Consider the following 15,492-nt stretch of genomic DNA (forward strand, 5'->3'; position numbering starts at 1 on the left):
TTGACGCGATTGGAAGACTGGAAATCTCTTCGCTTCCAATCGCCCGAAATATCCCGGGGGAAGGCGCGGCACGCGCCGCGGGGGCAGAGCCCCCGTCACGCGCTCCGCCAGGAGCCGCCATCCGAGCCGAAACGTGCCGCGAGATCGGCAATCAGCGCCATATCGGTCGCGTCCAGGGGGCCCTCGTGGCGCGGACGAAAGCGCAGGCGGAAGGCCGAAAGCAGGGTTTCCGGCGCGACATCCGGATAGCCGAAGGCCATCGCGAGCGCGGTGAAGCTTTCTGGCGTTGGATCGGGGGCCGGACCAGAGTCGGGCCAGATCGCCAGCCCTTGCCTAGCCAAGCGCAGCCAGTCGAAGCGGGGGCCGGGGTCGATCTTGCGGTCGGGGGCCATGTCGGAATGGCCAATCACCGCCTCGGGTCCGAGGTTCCAACGGCCCAGAATTCCGCGCAGCAGCGTCTCGAGCGCCGCCATCTGCGGCTCGGGGAAAGGCGCGTCGCCAGTATTCGCCAGTTCGATCCCGATCGAGCGCGAGTTCACATCGCCCAGCCCGCCCCAACTGCCAGCACCGGCATGCCAGGCGCGCATCTCCTCGGCGACAAGCTGATGGGTCTCTCCATCCTCGCCGATCAGCCAATGCGCGGACACCTCTGCCTCGGGCAGGCAGAGCCGCTTATGCGCCGCGGCGCAGCTTGTCATGGCCGTGTAGTGGATGACCACCAGCTCCGGGCGCGCGCCCCCCCGTCTTTCGCCGAAATTCGGAGACGGGAGCGACATTTATTGCAGCGCCGCGCGGAACGGGCGCGGGTCCCAGCCGCAGACGAACCCGTCGCCATCGGGATCGAGGTTCTTGCGGTCTTTCTGCGGGCCACCGGCCTCGAGGAACGCCATCTGAGCCAGATCCGGCGAGACGTATTTCGCGCAGGCCTTCTCGGTGCTGGTGAGCGCTATACCGCCACGCGGATAGACCGACTGCCCCGGCTGATGGCTGACCGAGAGCGCGTAGGCGGCGAGGTTTGGACCGGCAGAGCCATTCACCTGCGTCGCCTGCGCAGGGGCTACGCGCGGAGCGACGGAAGGGGCGGTCTGCGCGGGAGCGGTCGCGCGCAACGCGGCCAGCGCGTCGGCACCAATGCTGCCCTGCGCTGCGGTCGCCGGTTGCGGGTCGATCGCCGAAAGCGGCGCGCCGGGCGCGAGTGTTTGGGGGCTCGTCGGCGGCAGGATTGGCTGCGCGGGCTGGGTCGGGGCGACCGTCTGGTTCGGCGTCATGCCGCGCAACTCCGCCTCACGGCGCAGCGCGTATTCGGTATAATCGCCAAAGCCGACGCCCGCGGCCGAATTGGGCACCCCCGGATCACAAGCCGCGACCGAAAGCCCTGCGAGAACCCATACCAGCTTGCGCATCGCCTGCCCCTTTACCTTACCACCACTTCGACGGCTTCGCCGCGAAACCTGCCGCTTTTTCAAGCACATAAGCATGGTTCAGGAGATCACCCTCTTCCCACGGACGCCCGATCAGTTGCAGCCCGAGCGGCAGCCCTTTGGAATCGAGCCCCACCGGAACCGAAATGCCCGGCAGACCCGCGAGGTTCACGGTCACGGTGAACACGTCGTTGAGATACATCTCGACCGGATCGGCCTCGGCCATCTCGCCAAGCCCGAAGGCCGAGGACGGCGTCGCGGGCGTCAGGATCGCGTCGATCCCGGCGGCGAAGGCCTGATCGAAGTCACGCTTGATCAACGCGCGGACCTTGCGGGCGCGGTTGTAATAGGCGTCGTAGAAGCCCGCCGAGAGCACATAGGTGCCGATCATCACGCGGCGCTGGACCTCGGGGCCAAAGCCTTCGGCGCGGGTCTTTTCATACATCTCGGTGATGCCATCGCCCTTGCCCAGCTTGGCGCGGTGGCCATAGCGCACCCCGTCATAGCGCGCGAGGTTCGAGGACGCCTCGGCGGGGGCCACCACGTAATAGGCGGGCAGCGCGTATTTCGTATGCGGCAGCGAGATATCGACGATCTCGGCGCCGGCGTCCTTGAGCATCGCCGTGCCCTCAGCCCAGAGCTTCTCGATCTCGGCGGGCATGCCGTCCATGCGGTATTCCTTGGGGATACCGATCTTCTTGCCGCGAATGTCGCCGGTCAGCGCCGCCTCGAAATCCGGCACCGGAATATCGGCGCTGGTCGAGTCCTTTGGGTCGTGCGAGCACATCGTGCCCAGCATGATCGCCGCATCGCGCACTGATTTGGTCATCGGACCCGCCTGATCGAGCGAGGAGGCAAAGGCCACCACGCCCCAGCGCGAGACACGGCCATAGGTCGGCTTGATGCCGACGATGCCGGTGAAGGCCGCCGGTTGACGGATCGAGCCGCCGGTGTCGGTGCCGGTCGCGGCCAGACACAGGTCCGCCGCCACAGCCGCCGCCGACCCGCCCGAGGAGCCGCCCGGCGTGCGCTGCACGTCATCGACCTTCCACGGGTTCACCACGGGGCCATAGCACGCGGTCTCGTTCGAGGAGCCCATCGCGAACTCGTCCATCGAGAGCTTGCCCAGCATCACCGCACCTGCGTCCCAGAGGTTCTGGGTCACGGTGGATTCGTATTCCGGCTTGAACCCTTCGAGGATGTTCGAGGCGGCCTGAGAGGCGACGCCCTTGGTGCAGAAGAGGTCCTTGATCCCCAGCGGGATGCCGCACATCGCGGGCGCATCGCCCGCCTTGATCCGCGCATCCGCAGCCCGCGCCTGGTCGAGCGCGATCTCGGGCGTCTTATGCACGAAAGCGTTCAGAACCCCTGCCCCTTCGATAGCGGACAGGCAAGCTTCGGTCAGGGCAACCGAAGTCGTCTCACCGGCGCGCAGCGCATCGCGCGCGGCCGAAATCGTCAGCGTGTTCAAGCTCATTCGACCACCTTCGGAACGGCAAAGAAGCCCTCGCGGGCGTCAGGGGCATTGGAGAGGATCTTGTCCTGATAGCCGCCATCAGTGACCGCATCGACGCGGCGCTTGAGGCGCATCGGCGTCACCGAGGTCATCGGCTCGATGCCGTCCACATCGACCTCGTTGAGCTGTTCCATGAAGGTCAGGATGCCCGACAGGTCTTTGGCCAGTTCGGGCAGGTCCTCTTCGGCCACGGCAATGCGCGCCAGATGCGCCACCTTGCGGGCGGTATCGATGTCGATGGACATGGGTCTCTCCGCTAATCTCGGACCGGGTTTAGCCGCACGGGCGCAGGCTTTCAAGCGGCGCTTCCCTTATGGGGCGGGCGCGCTACTGTGGAAAGCGACAGACAGGAGGATAGCGATGAAACTCAACTGGCTTGGACATTCCGGTTTCCGTCTCGAAATCGAGGGGGCGGTGATCCTGATCGACCCGTGGCTCACGGGCAATCCGATGTTCCCCGAGGCGCGCCGCGCTGAGGCGATCAGAGGCGCAACGCATATCCTGCTCACCCATGGGCACGGAGACCACTCGGGCGACACGCTCGCCATCGCCAAGGACCTCGGCATCCCCGTGGTCGGCAGCTATGACATTGTGAGCCATTGGGAAGCGTCAGAAGGCATCCAGGGCATCGGCTTCAACAAAGGCGGCACGGTCGATCTGGGCGGCGCGAAAGTAACGATGGTGAACGCCTGCCACTCCTCATCAATCGGCTCTGAGACCGGCCCCGTCTATGCAGGCAGCGAAGCCGGCTACATGATCGCGGGCGAGGGTCATACGATCTATGTCTCGGGCGATACCGACATCATGGCGGATATGGGCTGGATGGGCGAATATCACGCGCCCGATATCGGCATCCTCTGCGCGGGCGGACATTTCACCATGGACATGAAACGCGCGGCCTTTGCGGCGCGCAAGTTTTTCGACTTCAAAACGGTCATCCCCTGCCACTACCGCACCTTCCCGCTGCTCGAACAAAGCGCCCAAGCACTGATCGAGGGACTGCCGGGTGTGACGGTGATCGAACCCGAGGTTCTGACCCCGATCGCGCTCTGAGAGGGGGCTCTGCCCCCGGCCTTCGGCCTCCCCCGGGATATTTGGAGCGATTGGAAGCGCAGGGGTTCCGGTCCTCCAATCGCGTCAAATATCCCGGGGTGAATTTTCCGCAGGAAAAGAGGGGCAGAGCCCCTCCCTCCGATCAGGGTTTCAGGTAGGCGTAGCCTTGGCCCTGCAACTCCATCAGATAGACCGCGCCAGAGGGCACGATCTGGGCTTCTTCGACCAGAACCGGCGCGACGCCTTGCTTTTGGGTCATTCCCGCAATCGTGTTCGCGCAGGCGCGGAAGCTCACCGGTTGGCCTTCCAGCGCCATCTGTTCGATCCGCGCCTTCACCGGTGAGGTATCGCTGCGCAGCATGTGCAGGCCGGGCCCGTAGGTCACGATCTCCACCGCGACCTCTTCGCCCTTCTCCTTGTAATAGCCGATGATGTTGGCGGCATTGTTCAGCGCAATATTCATGGTCTGCGGGTCGTTTTCATTGACCTGGATTGCGACCTTCTGGTCTGCCAGCGCGGGCAATGCCCAAAGCGCTGCGGCCAGAGCGAGCCCGAGACGGGCGCCTCCCTTGAGATGCATGTGAACCTCCCTTTTCACATCCGAACCCGCAGCGTCCGGGGGAATCGGGAATAAATCAATAGCTTTGAATATATGATTGGAGTTCAGCGCCGGGCGGCGAAGAACGCCCTGAGGAGTGCCTCTGCCTCGCGGGCGCCAATTCCGTCATAGACTTCCGGCACATGATGGCATTGCGGATGCGCGAAGATACGCGGGCCCTGTGCGACACCACCGGATTTGGGATCGGCCGCGCCGTAATATATCCGGGCGATCCGCGCCTGCGAGAGAGCGGAGGCGCACATCGGGCAAGGTTCGAGCGTCACGTAGAGGTCATGCCCTGGCAGCCGCTCGGAGCCGGCAGCCGCGCAGGCCGCACGCAGCGCGAGGATCTCGGCATGCGCCGTCGGGTCCGCAAGTTCGCGCGTCCTGTTGCCCGACCGCGCCGCGACCGAGCCGTCGGGCGCGACGATCACCGCGCCCACCGGCACTTCGCCACGCGCCGCAGCCGCGCGCGCCTCTTCAAGGGCGATATCCATGTAGCTGGTGAAACTCATGTCCTTTCATCGCCCCGAACGCCCCTGCGCGCAAGGCGCTTTCCCTGCGGTTTCGAAAGGTGTAGAGAGGCGCCTTGCGCCGGCGTGTCGCCCGCGCCCATTCCCTTAGAAGGACGACAGAGATGACCGACACTCCCGCCAATCCGGCGCAATCCGCCGAACGTATCGCCAAGGTCATTGCCCGCTCGGGCGTTGCCTCGCGCCGCGATGCCGAGAAGATGATCCTTGCCGGTCGCGTGAGCGTCAACGGCAAGCTGATCGAGAGCCCCGCGCTCGATGTCACCCCCAAGGACAAGGTGATGATCGACGGCAAGCCGATCGACGCACCGCAGGAAACCCGGATGTGGCTGTATTACAAGCCGCTGGGGCTGGTGACGACCGAGAAGGACGAGCAGGGTCGGCGCACGATTTTCGACGAGATGCCCGCAGAGATGCCGCGCGTTCTCAACGTGGGGCGTCTTGACCTCAATTCCGAAGGTCTTCTGCTGCTGACCAACGATGGCGGGCTGAAGCGCCGGCTGGAGCTGCCCGAGACCGGCTGGCTGCGCAAATACCGCGTGCGCGTGAACGGGCGCCCGACCGAGGCGACCTTCGATCCGCTGCGCCGGGGCATCACCATCGACGGCGAGGAGTTCCAGCCAATGGAGATTTCGCTCGACCGCCAGCAAGGCGCGAATGCGTGGCTGACGGTGGGCATCCGCGAGGGCAAGAACCGTGAAATCCGTCGCGCGATGACCGAGATCGGCCTGACCGTGAACCGGCTGATCCGCGTGAGCTACGGCCCGTTCCGACTCAATGACATGAACCCCGGCGACGTCGTCGAGATTCGCCGCAAGATGCTGCGCGATCAGTTGGGCGACCGGCTGCTGACCGGGGCCGAGGACGGACGCCTGTCCAAGTCCGAGCGCGAAGAGCAAAGCGCGGCCAAGCGCCAGGCACGGCTTGAGGGCGTGAAGGATCGGGCGGAGCGCGGTGACCGCGGTGACCGCGGTGATCGCCCGGAGCGCGGCCCGCGCAAGGATCGCGGCCCCCGCCCAGAGGGCCGTTCGGAAGGTCGGGGCGAGTCCCGTGGTCCGCGTGGCGGCGAGGACAGCCCGCGCAAGGGCTTTGGTCGCCAGAAGGATTTCGCGGAGCGCGCGCCGCGTGAGGGTGCCGGCGAAGAGCGGGCACGCAAGCCGCGCTGGAGCGCCGACAAGCGTTCGGACGGGTTCAAATCGCATCGTGACCGCGACGAGGGCGGCGACAAGCCTTTCCGCAAAGGCGGTTACGCTAAGTCCAGCCGCGATGGGGACGCCGGGCGCGGCCCGCGCAGCGAAGGCTTCAAGCCGCGCTCCGAGGGGTACAAGCCGCGTGGCGAGGGTGGCCGCAGCGAAGGCTACAAACCCCGTGGCGAAGGCTTCAAGCCGCGTTCTGAAGGCTACAAACCGCGTGGCGAAGGAGGGCGCAGCGAAGGCTATAAGGCCCGTGGTGAAGGCACTCGCAGCGAGGGCTACAAACCTCGCGGGGAAGGGTTCAAACCCAAGGGCGAGGGCTACAAGCCTCGCGGCGACGCTCCGCGCGGCGAAGGCAAGCCGGGCGGCTACAAGTCGCATGGCGCCAAGACCCATGGCGGCAAGGGCAAACCGCGCGCGGGCGGCTTCAAATCGCATGGCGAGCGGCCCAGCGGCGGGCGCGGCGGTCCGCGCAAACCAAACTAACCTTACGACACCTGCAAAATCCCGCCGATTCAAGGGTTTTGCAGGCTCGGCACTGGCAAGAACGGACCCGAGTTCCTATACTATCGGGCGCGGTGAGCCATCGCGCCTGATCCGGGGGACCCAATGTCACGCTCTGCCTTGCAGCGCATCGCGTTTTACCTGATGCTTGCTCTAACCCTTTCGGTCGCGCTGACCGGAAGCGTCTGAGGCTGCGATGGCACAGAGATTTGGCGGCAAATACAGCCCGACCGGCACCGGGCCCGCAGGCGGCGGACTGGCCGGACGTGAGATCGCGCAAAAACCCCCGGCCCCGCCGCGCCACCCGCTGGAAAACCGGCCGTTCTGGATCACCCTCACCGCCGCGCCCTTCCTGCTTGGGGCCTTTGGCGACGGGCCGTTTGCGCTCTTGCGGGCGTTGGGGGCATTCGCGCTGATCGCGGGGGCAAGCTGGCTGATCCGCGAAGGGTTGCAGGCCGAGGCCGCCTATAACGCGCGCCGCGTGGCGCGTCGTCCAGCCTTTCCGCGCAAGATTTTCGGGGCTGTGCTCTATGGGCTTGGCATCACCATCGGCGCGCAGGCGCCCGAGATGGGCCTGATCGGGGCCATCGTCGTGGGTGTGATCGGCACCGGCCTTGCGCTGCTGGCCTTTGGCAGCGATCCGATGACAAACAAGGGCATGGAGGGGATCGACCCGTTCCAGCAAGACCGCGTGGCCCGCGTGATCGCCGAGGGCGAAAAGCACCTCGCCGCGATGCGCGATGCGATCGCCCGCACTGGGGATCGCCCGCTCGAAGCGCGGGTGGAGCTGTTCATTGCCACCGCACGCGACTTGTTCCGCACCGTCGAACAGGACCCCGGCGATCTGAGCGCCGCGCGGCGGTACATGGGCGTCTACCTTGAGGGCGCGCGCGATGCGACCGTCAAGTTCGTGGACCTCTGGACCCAAACCCGCGACGCCAAGGCGCGCAGCGATTACGAGGCGCTTCTGGGCGATCTCGAACAGAATTTCACCGCACGCACGCGTAGCCTGATCGAAGGCGGGCGCGAGGGGCTCGAGATCGAGATCGACGTGCTACGCGAACGACTCGCCCGCGAGGGCGTGCGTCAGGATTGAATGGTATGATCGGCACCGCCCGGCGGCCCGACAGATGCGATAAGGAGCGACGAATGAGTGAGACCACCCGCGAAAAGGCCGCGCAGGCCCTGGCCGAGATTGAGAACGTGACCGCCGTGATCCTGCCCGAGCCCGCCGCCGAAATCGTGCCGCTGACCGCCGCACCGACCGCCGTCGCCATCGAGATCCGCTCGCGGATGGATGAGCTCGACCTGAGCGACACCGGCTCCATCGTGCGCTTCGGCGCGCGCGCGCAGAACGAGTTGCAGCAGATCAGCCAAGCCATGCTGGCCGATGTGAAGAACAAGGATGTGGGCCCTGCGGGCGACAGCCTGCGCCAGATCGTGACCACGATCCGCGGCTTCTCGGTGTCGGAACTCGATGTGCGGCGCAAGCGCTCGTGGTGGGAGAAGCTGCTGGGTCGCGCTGCGCCCTTCGCCAATTTCCTCGCGCGTTTCGAGCAAGTGCAGGGCCAGATCGACAAGGTGACGGATGATCTGTTGAGCCATGAGCACAAGCTGCTCAAGGACATCAAGTCGCTCGATATGCTCTATGACAAGACGCTCAAGTTCTATGACGAGCTGGGGCTCTACATCGCCGCGGGCGAGGAAAAACTCGCCGCGATCGACGCGACCGATATCCCTGCCAAAGAGGCGGCGGTCGAGGCGGCTGCCGAGGGCGACAAGGTGCTGCGCGCGCAGGAATTGCGCGATCTGCGGGCCGCGCGCGACGATCTGGAGCGCCGCGTCCATGACCTCAAGCTGACCCGTCAGGTGACGATGCAGTCGCTGCCTTCGATCCGGCTTGTACAGGAAAACGACAAGTCGCTGGTCACCAAGATCAACTCGACGCTGGTCAACACCGTGCCGCTTTGGGAAACGCAACTGGCGCAGGCGGTGACTATCCAGCGCTCGCGCGAGGCGGCAGAGGCGGTGCGCGAGGCGAACGATCTGACCAATGAGCTGCTCACCGCCAACGCCAAGAATCTGCGTGAGGCCAATGCAATCGTGCGCGAGGAGATGGAACGCGGCGTGTTCGATATCGAAGCGGTCAAGACCGCCAATGCCGAACTGATCGCCACCATCGAGGACAGCCTGCGCATCGCCGACGAGGGCAAGCGCAAGCGCGCCGACGCGGAAGCCGAGTTGATCACGCTCGAAGGCAAGTTGCGCGACACCCTTGCGGCGGCGAAATCGCCCGAAACCACGGGCGGCTCGGTCTGAGATGATCGGGGGCGGGGCGCGCGTCTTTCAGGTCTGCGTGATGCTGGCGGCGCTGGCCCTTGCAGGGTGCGAATTCGGCCCCGGCGGCTCTCAACAGGCCCCCGAAGCCACGCCGCGCCCGGTGCCTGCGCCGGGCGATCTTGGTGACGTGGCCAGCCTCCCCGCCTCGCCGGAATCGGAGGCCATGCGGGAGTATTTCGCGCGGGTCGAGCGGACGCTTCAGGATCAGGGCTTGCTGCGGCAGGACGTGGCCCCGCGCGACGCGCCGTTCAACAGCCGCCAGTTGGTCGAGGATTTTGTCCGCATCGCGCTGTATGACGAATATGCGCCGCAAAACGGCACCTTCGTCGCCCGCCAGAGCGCGAGCCGTTTGCGCCGCTGGGCGAGTCCCGTGCGCATGTCGGTCGAGTTCGGCCCCTCGGTCCCGGTCGCGCAACGCAAGGCCGACCGCGCCGCGATCTCGGCCTATGCCGGGCAACTGGGGCGCGCCTCGAGCCATCCGGTGTCGGTGGTCGCGCGGGGTGGTAATTTCCACGTGCTGGTGCTCAACGAAGATGAGCGCCGCAACGCGGCCGCGCGACTGCGCGCATTGGTGCCGGGGATCGACGCGGCCTCGATCGGCGCAATCACCGGGCTGGCACCGTCGACCTTCTGCGTGGTCTTTGCCTTCTCCGAGGGCGACTCGCCCGAATATTCCCGCGCCGTGGCGGTGATCCGGGGCGAGCACCCCGACCGGCTGCGCCTCTCGTGCATTCACGAGGAACTGGCGCAGGGCATGGGGCTTGCAAATGACAGCCCCCGCGCGCGCCCGTCGATCTTTAACGACGACGAGGAATTCGCCCTGCTGACGCGCCATGACGAAATGCTTTTGCGCATCCTTTACGACCCGCGCCTGCGCCCCGGCATGACCGAGGCCGAGGCGCGCCCGATCGTTCAAACCATTGCCGCCGAGCTGATGGGCGGAGACAGCTAAGGAGGCCCCGACATGGGTATTCTCGATTTTCTGACCGGCGAATTCATCGATGTAATCCACTGGGTCGATGACAGCCGTGACACGATGGTCTGGCGCTTTGAGCGCGAGGGGCATGCGATCAAATACGGCGCGAAGCTGACCGTGCGCGAGGGGCAGGCCGCCGTCTTCGTCCATGAGGGGCAAATCGCGGATGTGTTCGGGCCGGGGCTTTATATGCTCGAAACCAACAACATGCCGATCCTGACCACCCTTCAGCACTGGGATCACGGCTTCCGCTCGCCCTTCAAGTCCGAGATCTATTTCATCAACACGACCCGGTTCAATGACCTCAAATGGGGCACGAAGAACCCGGTCATCGCGCGCGACCCGGAATTCGGGCCGGTGCGGCTGCGGGCGTTTGGCACCTATTCGATGCGCGTCGCGGACCCGGCGCGGTTCATCGCGGAGATCGTGGGGACGGATGGCGAATTCACCGCCGACGAGATCAGCTTCCAGATCCGCAATGTGATCGTGCAGGAGTTCAGCCGCGTGATCGCAAGCGCGGGCATCCCGGTGCTGGACATGGCGGCGAACACGCGCGACCTCGGCACGATCATCGCCCGCGCTATCGACCCGGTGGTCGCGGCTTATGGCCTCTCGATCCCCGAATTCTATATCGAAAACATCAGCTTGCCCGAAGCGGTCGAAGCCGTTCTCGACAAGCGCACCTCAATGGGGATCATCGGCGATCTGCACGGCTATATGAACTTCAACGCCGCCGAGGGACTGGCAATGCCGGGCTCGGGGGTCGGCGCTGCGGTTGGTGCGGGGCTGGGGCTCGGGATCGGGCAGCAGATGGTGCAGGGCCAGCTTCAGGGACCGTGGGGGCAACGCGCCGCCGCGCCGCAGGCCCTGCCCCAGACGGGCGGCGTTGCCCTGCCCCCTCCGGTCCCGACCGTCGAAAAGGTCTGGCATGTGGCCGTGAATGGTGTGGCCACCGGCCCCTATGGCCGTGGACATCTGGGCCGCATGGCCGCCGAGGGCGGGCTGACGCGCGAGACGCTCGTCTGGACGCCCGGTCAGGACGGCTGGAAGCCCGCCGACGAGATCGCGGAGCTTGCGCAACTCTTCACCATCCAACCGCCGCCCCCGCCGCCCGGAGCCTGATCCGCGATGGCACTGGCGCCAATCGGGCTTGCGTCCGAGCATCACTACCCCTGTGAGAGCTGCGGGGCGGACCTGCGGTTCGCGCCCGGCCAGACGCGACTGGTTTGCGATCATTGCGGGCATGTGCAGGACATCCCGCAGGCGACCGGACAGGGCCGCGCGGTGCTGGTCGAATTGCCGCTCGAAGACGGGCTGCGCGCCCGTCTGCCCGAGGAGATCATCGACGAGCGTCGGACACTCTCTTGCCCGAATTGCGGCGCCTCCATCGAGTTCGAGGGTGAGCGCCACGCGACCGAATGTCCCTATTGCGCAACGCCCGTCGTCGCCGATACCGGAACCCGGCGGCTGATCAAGCCGCAAGGGGTCGTGCCCTTCGAGATCACCGAGGAGCAGGCCCGCGCGGCCTTGTCGCGCTGGCTCCGGGGGCTTTGGTTCGCGCCCTCGGGCCTGTCGCGCTATGCCCGCAAGGGGCGGCGGATGACGGGGATTTACGCGCCGTTCTGGACCTTCGACGCGCAGAGCCGCACGGCCTATAGCGGTCAGCGGGGCGACTACTACTACGAGACCCGCTCGGTCCGCGTGAATGTAAACGGGCGCAACGAGACCCGGCGCCAGCAGGTTCGCAAGGTTCGCTGGCACGCGGTGCGGGGGCGCGTCGCACGGGCCTTCGACGATGTGCTGGTCTATGCCGCGCGCTCGCTGCCGCCCACCTATATCGACGCGCTGCGTCCTTGGGATCTTGGGGCGCTGCGGGCCTATCAGCCGGATTTCCTCGCGGGCTTCGAGGCCGAGGGCTATACGGTCGAGCTGCATGAGGGGCACCACCTCGCACGCGCTCAGATGATGCATGTGATCCAATCCGACGTGCGCCGCGATATCGGCGGCGACGAGCAGCGGATCGGGCATCTCGATCCGGAATTCAGCGCCGAGACCTTCAAGCATGTTCTGCTGCCGGTCTGGACCGCCGCCTACCGCTATCGGGGCCAGAGCTATCGTTTCGTGGTCAATGCACAGACCGGACAGGTGCGGGGCGACCGACCGTGGTCCGCGTGGAAAATCGGCTTTGCCGTGCTGCTGGCGGCGCTGGTGATCGGGGTTGGCATCTATCTGAACGAGACGGGCGCCTTCCAGCGATGAGTGTCGTGAGCCGCCCCCGTGGTGTATTTTGGGGCTTGATGAAAGCGTGAAAGGAATTGTCGCTGGCGGCGGGATTGTGTAGCACCGTTAGCGATAACATGGAGGGCAACATGATCCTGAGTTGTGGCGAGTCGCTGATCGACATGCTGCCGCGCGAGAGTGCGGCAGGAGAGCCAGCCTTTGCGCCCTATCCGGGCGGCGCGGTGTTCAACACGGCGATTGCGCTTGGGCGGCTTGGGGTTGATGCGGGGTTCTTGTCGGGCATTTCCACCGATCTTTTCGGCGAGATCCTGGAACAGGCGCTGGCCGCATCCAAGGTGGATGCCGGGCTCTCGATCCGCTCGGACCGGCCCACCACGCTGGCTTTCGTCAAGCTGGTGAACGGCCATGCAAGTTACGCCTTCTATGATGAGAACACCGCCGGGCGGATGATTACGCCCGCTGACCTGCCCGATCTGCCGGCTTCGGTGCGCGCCGTGTTTTTCGGGGGGATTTCGCTGGTCGTGGACCCCTGCGGCGGAACCTATGAGGCGCTGATGCTGCGCGAGAGTGCGGCGGGGCGCCTGTGCATGATCGACCCGAACATTCGCCCCGGCTTCATCCGCGACGAGGCGGCCTATCGCGCCCGTCTGGAGCGGATGCTCGGGGCTGCGGATATCGTCAAGCTCTCGGACGAGGACCTGCGCTGGCTGATGGGGCCGGGCGAGATCGACGCGCTTGCGCGTGGGATACTGGCGCAAGGGCCAAAGCTCGTGCTCATCACCGAAGGCGCCAAGGGTGCACGTGGCATCAGCGCCGCGCATGAGGTCTTTGTACCGGCCAACAAGGTCGAGGTCGTTGATACGGTCGGCGCGGGCGACACGTTCAACGCGGGCGTTCTGGCGGCGCTCGACCGGGCCGGGGCGTTGAGCAAGGCGCAGGTCGCCGACGCATCCGAGGCGCTGATCCGCGACTGCCTGAGCCTCGGCGTCGCCGCTGCCGCCGTTACGGTCAGCCGCGCGGGCGCAAACCCGCCCTGGGCTGCGGAGTTGGGGGCATGAGGGCCCTCATTCAGCGTGTGAGCCACGCCAAGGTTGAAGTGGACGGGCGCGTCACCGGAGAGATCGGACAGGGCCTGATGATCCTGATCTGCGCGATGGGTGGCGATACCGAGACCGAGGCCGAGAAACTCGCGCAGCGCATCTCGAAGCTGCGCATCTTCAAGGATGCTGCCGACAAGATGAACCTCTCGGTGAGCGATATCGGCGGTGCCTGCCTCGTGGTAAGCCAGTTTACGCTGGCCGCCGATACCTCGCGCGGCAATCGTCCGGGCTTTTCCTACGCGGCCGATCCCGCGACGGGCGAGCGGCTTTATCTGCATTTCGCCGAAGCGCTGCGCGGGCTTGGCCTGCCGGTCGAGACCGGCGAATTCGGCGCGGATATGGATGTGAGCCTGCTCAATCAGGGCCCGGTCACGATCTGGATGGACAGCGCCGATCGCGCCTGACCGCCTGCGCGGATACGGTTTCCCTTGACTTTTGGGGGCCGCTCCCCCATCTGCGACACATGCAAGGAGTGCCGCCCGCGTGAGCGGCCGCGCCAATGGGGCATCAGGCCCCACCCGAAAGACGGCGCAGATCCTGCACAAAATGGTTCCCAATTCACGCGGGGGGACCCCGTCGGCCAGAGGTCGGCACCCGCCCGCACGCGCGCCCAAATCCTTGGGCCTGCCCCCTATTCCGCGCCCTGAATGGCGCCAAGAAAGACACGACTTTGGATAATTTCGACAATCTCGGCCTCGCCCCGATCCTTCTGGAAAACCTCACCCGCATGGGATTCACCAAGCCCACCCCGATCCAGACCAAGGCGATCCCGCATGTGGTCAAGGGCCGCGACCTGCTGGGTCTGGCGCAAACCGGGACCGGCAAAACGGCGGCCTTCGGCCTGCCGATGCTGACCCGCATCCTGAACTACGGCAAACGCCCCGCGCCCAAGACTGTGCGGGCGCTGGTGCTGGCGCCGACCCGTGAACTTGCCACCCAGATCCACGAGAACCTCTCGGCCTTTGCCGAGGACGCGCCTGTGCATATCCAGCGTGTCGTGGGCGGGGCCTCGATCAACGTGCAGTCGCAAAAGCTCGCCAAGGGCGTGGACGTGCTGATCGCAACGCCCGGACGGCTTCTGGACCTTCTGGACCGCCGCGCTCTGGTCCTCTCGGAGACGAGCTACCTCGTCCTCGACGAGGCCGACCAGATGCTCGATATCGGCTTCATCCACGCGCTGCGCAAAATCGCCAAGCTGATCCCGGCGGAACGTCAGACGCTCTTGTTCTCGGCCACCATGCCGAAGCTGATGGAAGAGCTGGCCGACAGCTACCTCACCGACCCGGTCCGCGTGCAGGTCTCGTTGCCGGGCAAGGCCGCGGACAAGATCGAACAAGGCGTCCATTTCACCACGCAGGGCGAAAAGGCGACGCTCCTCGCGCAGTATCTCGGCGAGCACAAGGGCGAGAGCGCGCTGGTCTTCAACCGGACCAAGCACGGCTCGGACAAGCTTGCAGGGCTTCTGGAGAAATGGGGTTTCAGCGTCGCCGCTATCCACGGCAACAAGTCGCAGGGCCAGCGCGAGCGCGCGCTTGCGGCCTTCCGTGAAGGCAAGACCGAAGTGCTGGTGGCGACCGATGTCGCGGCTCGCGGCCTCGATATTCCGCTGGTCGCCCATGTCTACAACTACGACCTGCCGAACGTCCCCGAGAACTACGTCCACCGGATCGGCCGCACCGCGCGCGCGGGCCGTGACGGGCGCGCAGTGGCGCTTTGTGCGCCGCTGGAAATGGGCGACCTGCGCGAGATCGAAAAGGCGATGGGCGCAAAGATTCCGGTTATCGGCGGCACGCCGCACGAAGAGGTTGCCCCGGGCGCGCGCGAACGTAACGCCCAGAAAAAGCGCAACCAGCAGCGTCAGGCCGCACGTCCGAAATCGGCGAAAGCTGGCGGCAAGCCGGGCGCAGGGAAATCTGCGGGCAAACCGCGCGCGGCCAAGCCCAACAAGGCGGCCAATGGCGGCGCGCAGCCGCCGCGCCGCGCGAAATCGGGGAACCGGTCGGGCGCGCGCGCCTGA

Annotated in this window: 16 protein-coding genes; 10 read left to right on the forward strand and 6 right to left on the reverse strand. The window is 66.0% G+C overall.

Annotation, left to right across the window (positions count from 1 at the left end; all coding sequences use genetic code 11):
• Window positions 1–95 precede the first annotated feature (95 nt).
• The 4 genes from P0X85_RS12930 to gatC are packed head-to-tail and all read right to left on the reverse strand — an operon-like array spanning window position 96 to window position 3,182.
• Window positions 96–776, reverse strand: a complete 681-nt coding sequence (locus P0X85_RS12930) for an N-acetylmuramoyl-L-alanine amidase (RefSeq protein ID WP_275814037.1) — start codon at window positions 774–776, stop codon at window positions 96–98.
• Window positions 777–1,403 carry a hypothetical protein gene (locus tag P0X85_RS12935; protein ID WP_275814040.1) on the reverse strand — a complete coding sequence of 209 codons (627 nt, stop codon included), beginning with the start codon at window positions 1,401–1,403 and terminating at the stop codon, window positions 777–779.
• Window positions 1,404–1,419: 16 nt separating this feature from the next.
• Window positions 1,420–2,898, reverse strand: a complete 1,479-nt coding sequence (gene gatA, locus P0X85_RS12940; RefSeq protein WP_275814043.1) for an Asp-tRNA(Asn)/Glu-tRNA(Gln) amidotransferase subunit GatA — start codon at window positions 2,896–2,898, stop codon at window positions 1,420–1,422.
• The gene (gatC, locus tag P0X85_RS12945; protein WP_275814046.1) at window positions 2,895–3,182 is read right to left on the reverse strand and encodes an Asp-tRNA(Asn)/Glu-tRNA(Gln) amidotransferase subunit GatC; all 288 of its coding nucleotides are present in this window, start codon (window positions 3,180–3,182) and stop codon (window positions 2,895–2,897) included. Before gatC ends, gatA begins: the two co-directional genes overlap by 4 nt.
• Window positions 3,183–3,297: 115 nt before the next feature.
• Here gatC and P0X85_RS12950 point away from each other — a divergent pair, with 115 nt between their 5' ends.
• A complete protein-coding gene (locus tag P0X85_RS12950; RefSeq protein WP_275814049.1) occupies window positions 3,298–3,990 on the forward strand; it encodes a metal-dependent hydrolase in 693 nt (230 codons plus the stop codon).
• A 142-nt stretch (window positions 3,991–4,132) separates the two neighbouring features.
• Here the strand turns inward: P0X85_RS12950 and P0X85_RS12955 are convergent, their stop codons facing one another.
• On the reverse strand, window positions 4,133–4,570 hold the full coding sequence (locus P0X85_RS12955) for a DsrE family protein (protein ID WP_275814052.1): 438 nt from the start codon (window positions 4,568–4,570) through the stop codon (window positions 4,133–4,135).
• A gap of 83 nt (window positions 4,571–4,653) precedes the next feature.
• A complete protein-coding gene (locus P0X85_RS12960; RefSeq protein WP_275814055.1) occupies window positions 4,654–5,103 on the reverse strand; it encodes a nucleoside deaminase in 450 nt (149 codons plus the stop codon).
• Window positions 5,104–5,225: 122 nt separating this feature from the next.
• Between P0X85_RS12960 and P0X85_RS12965 the strand changes: the two genes are divergently transcribed.
• From P0X85_RS12965 to P0X85_RS13005, 9 genes are all read left to right on the forward strand, one after another.
• Entirely contained in the window at window positions 5,226–6,800 is a 1,575-nt protein-coding gene (locus P0X85_RS12965; RefSeq protein WP_275814058.1) for a pseudouridine synthase, read from the forward strand.
• 214 nt (window positions 6,801–7,014) lie between these two features.
• Window positions 7,015–7,914 carry a 5-bromo-4-chloroindolyl phosphate hydrolysis family protein gene (locus P0X85_RS12970; RefSeq protein WP_275814062.1) on the forward strand — a complete coding sequence of 300 codons (900 nt, stop codon included), beginning with the start codon at window positions 7,015–7,017 and terminating at the stop codon, window positions 7,912–7,914.
• A 53-nt stretch (window positions 7,915–7,967) separates the two neighbouring features.
• Window positions 7,968–9,137, forward strand: a complete 1,170-nt coding sequence (locus tag P0X85_RS12975; RefSeq protein ID WP_275814065.1) for a toxic anion resistance protein — start codon at window positions 7,968–7,970, stop codon at window positions 9,135–9,137.
• A gap of 1 nt (window position 9,138) precedes the next feature.
• On the forward strand, window positions 9,139–10,110 hold the full coding sequence (locus P0X85_RS12980) for a DUF2927 domain-containing protein (protein WP_275814067.1): 972 nt from the start codon (window positions 9,139–9,141) through the stop codon (window positions 10,108–10,110).
• Between the two features lie 12 nt (window positions 10,111–10,122).
• Window positions 10,123–11,256, forward strand: a complete 1,134-nt coding sequence (locus P0X85_RS12985; protein WP_275814069.1) for an SPFH domain-containing protein — start codon at window positions 10,123–10,125, stop codon at window positions 11,254–11,256.
• A 6-nt stretch (window positions 11,257–11,262) separates the two neighbouring features.
• The gene (locus P0X85_RS12990) at window positions 11,263–12,393 is read left to right on the forward strand and encodes a TFIIB-type zinc ribbon-containing protein (protein ID WP_275814071.1); all 1,131 of its coding nucleotides are present in this window, start codon (window positions 11,263–11,265) and stop codon (window positions 12,391–12,393) included.
• 110 nt (window positions 12,394–12,503) lie between these two features.
• A complete protein-coding gene (locus tag P0X85_RS12995) occupies window positions 12,504–13,433 on the forward strand; it encodes a carbohydrate kinase family protein (protein ID WP_275814073.1) in 930 nt (309 codons plus the stop codon).
• Window positions 13,430–13,879 (forward strand): D-aminoacyl-tRNA deacylase, encoded by a 450-nt coding sequence (gene dtd / locus P0X85_RS13000; RefSeq protein ID WP_275814076.1) that lies wholly within the window; start codon window positions 13,430–13,432, stop codon window positions 13,877–13,879. The genes P0X85_RS12995 and dtd overlap by 4 nt, the downstream gene beginning before the upstream one ends.
• A 266-nt stretch (window positions 13,880–14,145) precedes the next feature.
• Window positions 14,146–15,492 (forward strand): DEAD/DEAH box helicase, encoded by a 1,347-nt coding sequence (locus tag P0X85_RS13005; protein WP_275814079.1) that lies wholly within the window; start codon window positions 14,146–14,148, stop codon window positions 15,490–15,492.

The organism is Pseudothioclava nitratireducens (genome assembly GCF_029210495.1).
In the GTDB taxonomy this organism is placed as follows: domain Bacteria; phylum Pseudomonadota; class Alphaproteobacteria; order Rhodobacterales; family Rhodobacteraceae; genus Pseudothioclava; species Pseudothioclava nitratireducens.

Excerpts from the sequence above, each read along its gene's own strand:
- P0X85_RS12995 (WP_275814073.1), top strand. The coding sequence starts at position 12,504 with ATGATCCTGAGTTGTGGCGAGTCGCTGATCGACATGCTGCCGCGCGAG.
- gatC (WP_275814046.1), bottom strand. The coding sequence starts at position 3,182 with ATGTCCATCGACATCGATACCGCCCGCAAGGTGGCGCATCTGGCGCGC.
- P0X85_RS12975 (WP_275814065.1), top strand. The coding sequence starts at position 7,968 with ATGAGTGAGACCACCCGCGAAAAGGCCGCGCAGGCCCTGGCCGAGATT.
- P0X85_RS12985 (WP_275814069.1), top strand. The coding sequence starts at position 10,123 with ATGGGTATTCTCGATTTTCTGACCGGCGAATTCATCGATGTAATCCAC.
- P0X85_RS12935 (WP_275814040.1), bottom strand. The coding sequence starts at position 1,403 with ATGCGCAAGCTGGTATGGGTTCTCGCAGGGCTTTCGGTCGCGGCTTGT.
- P0X85_RS12930 (WP_275814037.1), bottom strand. The coding sequence starts at position 776 with ATGTCGCTCCCGTCTCCGAATTTCGGCGAAAGACGGGGGGGCGCGCGC.
- P0X85_RS12980 (WP_275814067.1), top strand. The coding sequence starts at position 9,139 with ATGATCGGGGGCGGGGCGCGCGTCTTTCAGGTCTGCGTGATGCTGGCG.
- P0X85_RS12965 (WP_275814058.1), top strand. The coding sequence starts at position 5,226 with ATGACCGACACTCCCGCCAATCCGGCGCAATCCGCCGAACGTATCGCC.
- dtd (WP_275814076.1), top strand. The coding sequence starts at position 13,430 with ATGAGGGCCCTCATTCAGCGTGTGAGCCACGCCAAGGTTGAAGTGGAC.
- P0X85_RS12960 (WP_275814055.1), bottom strand. The coding sequence starts at position 5,103 with ATGAGTTTCACCAGCTACATGGATATCGCCCTTGAAGAGGCGCGCGCG.
- P0X85_RS12955 (WP_275814052.1), bottom strand. The coding sequence starts at position 4,570 with ATGCATCTCAAGGGAGGCGCCCGTCTCGGGCTCGCTCTGGCCGCAGCG.
- P0X85_RS12990 (WP_275814071.1), top strand. The coding sequence starts at position 11,263 with ATGGCACTGGCGCCAATCGGGCTTGCGTCCGAGCATCACTACCCCTGT.
- P0X85_RS12970 (WP_275814062.1), top strand. The coding sequence starts at position 7,015 with ATGGCACAGAGATTTGGCGGCAAATACAGCCCGACCGGCACCGGGCCC.
- P0X85_RS12950 (WP_275814049.1), top strand. The coding sequence starts at position 3,298 with ATGAAACTCAACTGGCTTGGACATTCCGGTTTCCGTCTCGAAATCGAG.
- gatA (WP_275814043.1), bottom strand. The coding sequence starts at position 2,898 with ATGAGCTTGAACACGCTGACGATTTCGGCCGCGCGCGATGCGCTGCGC.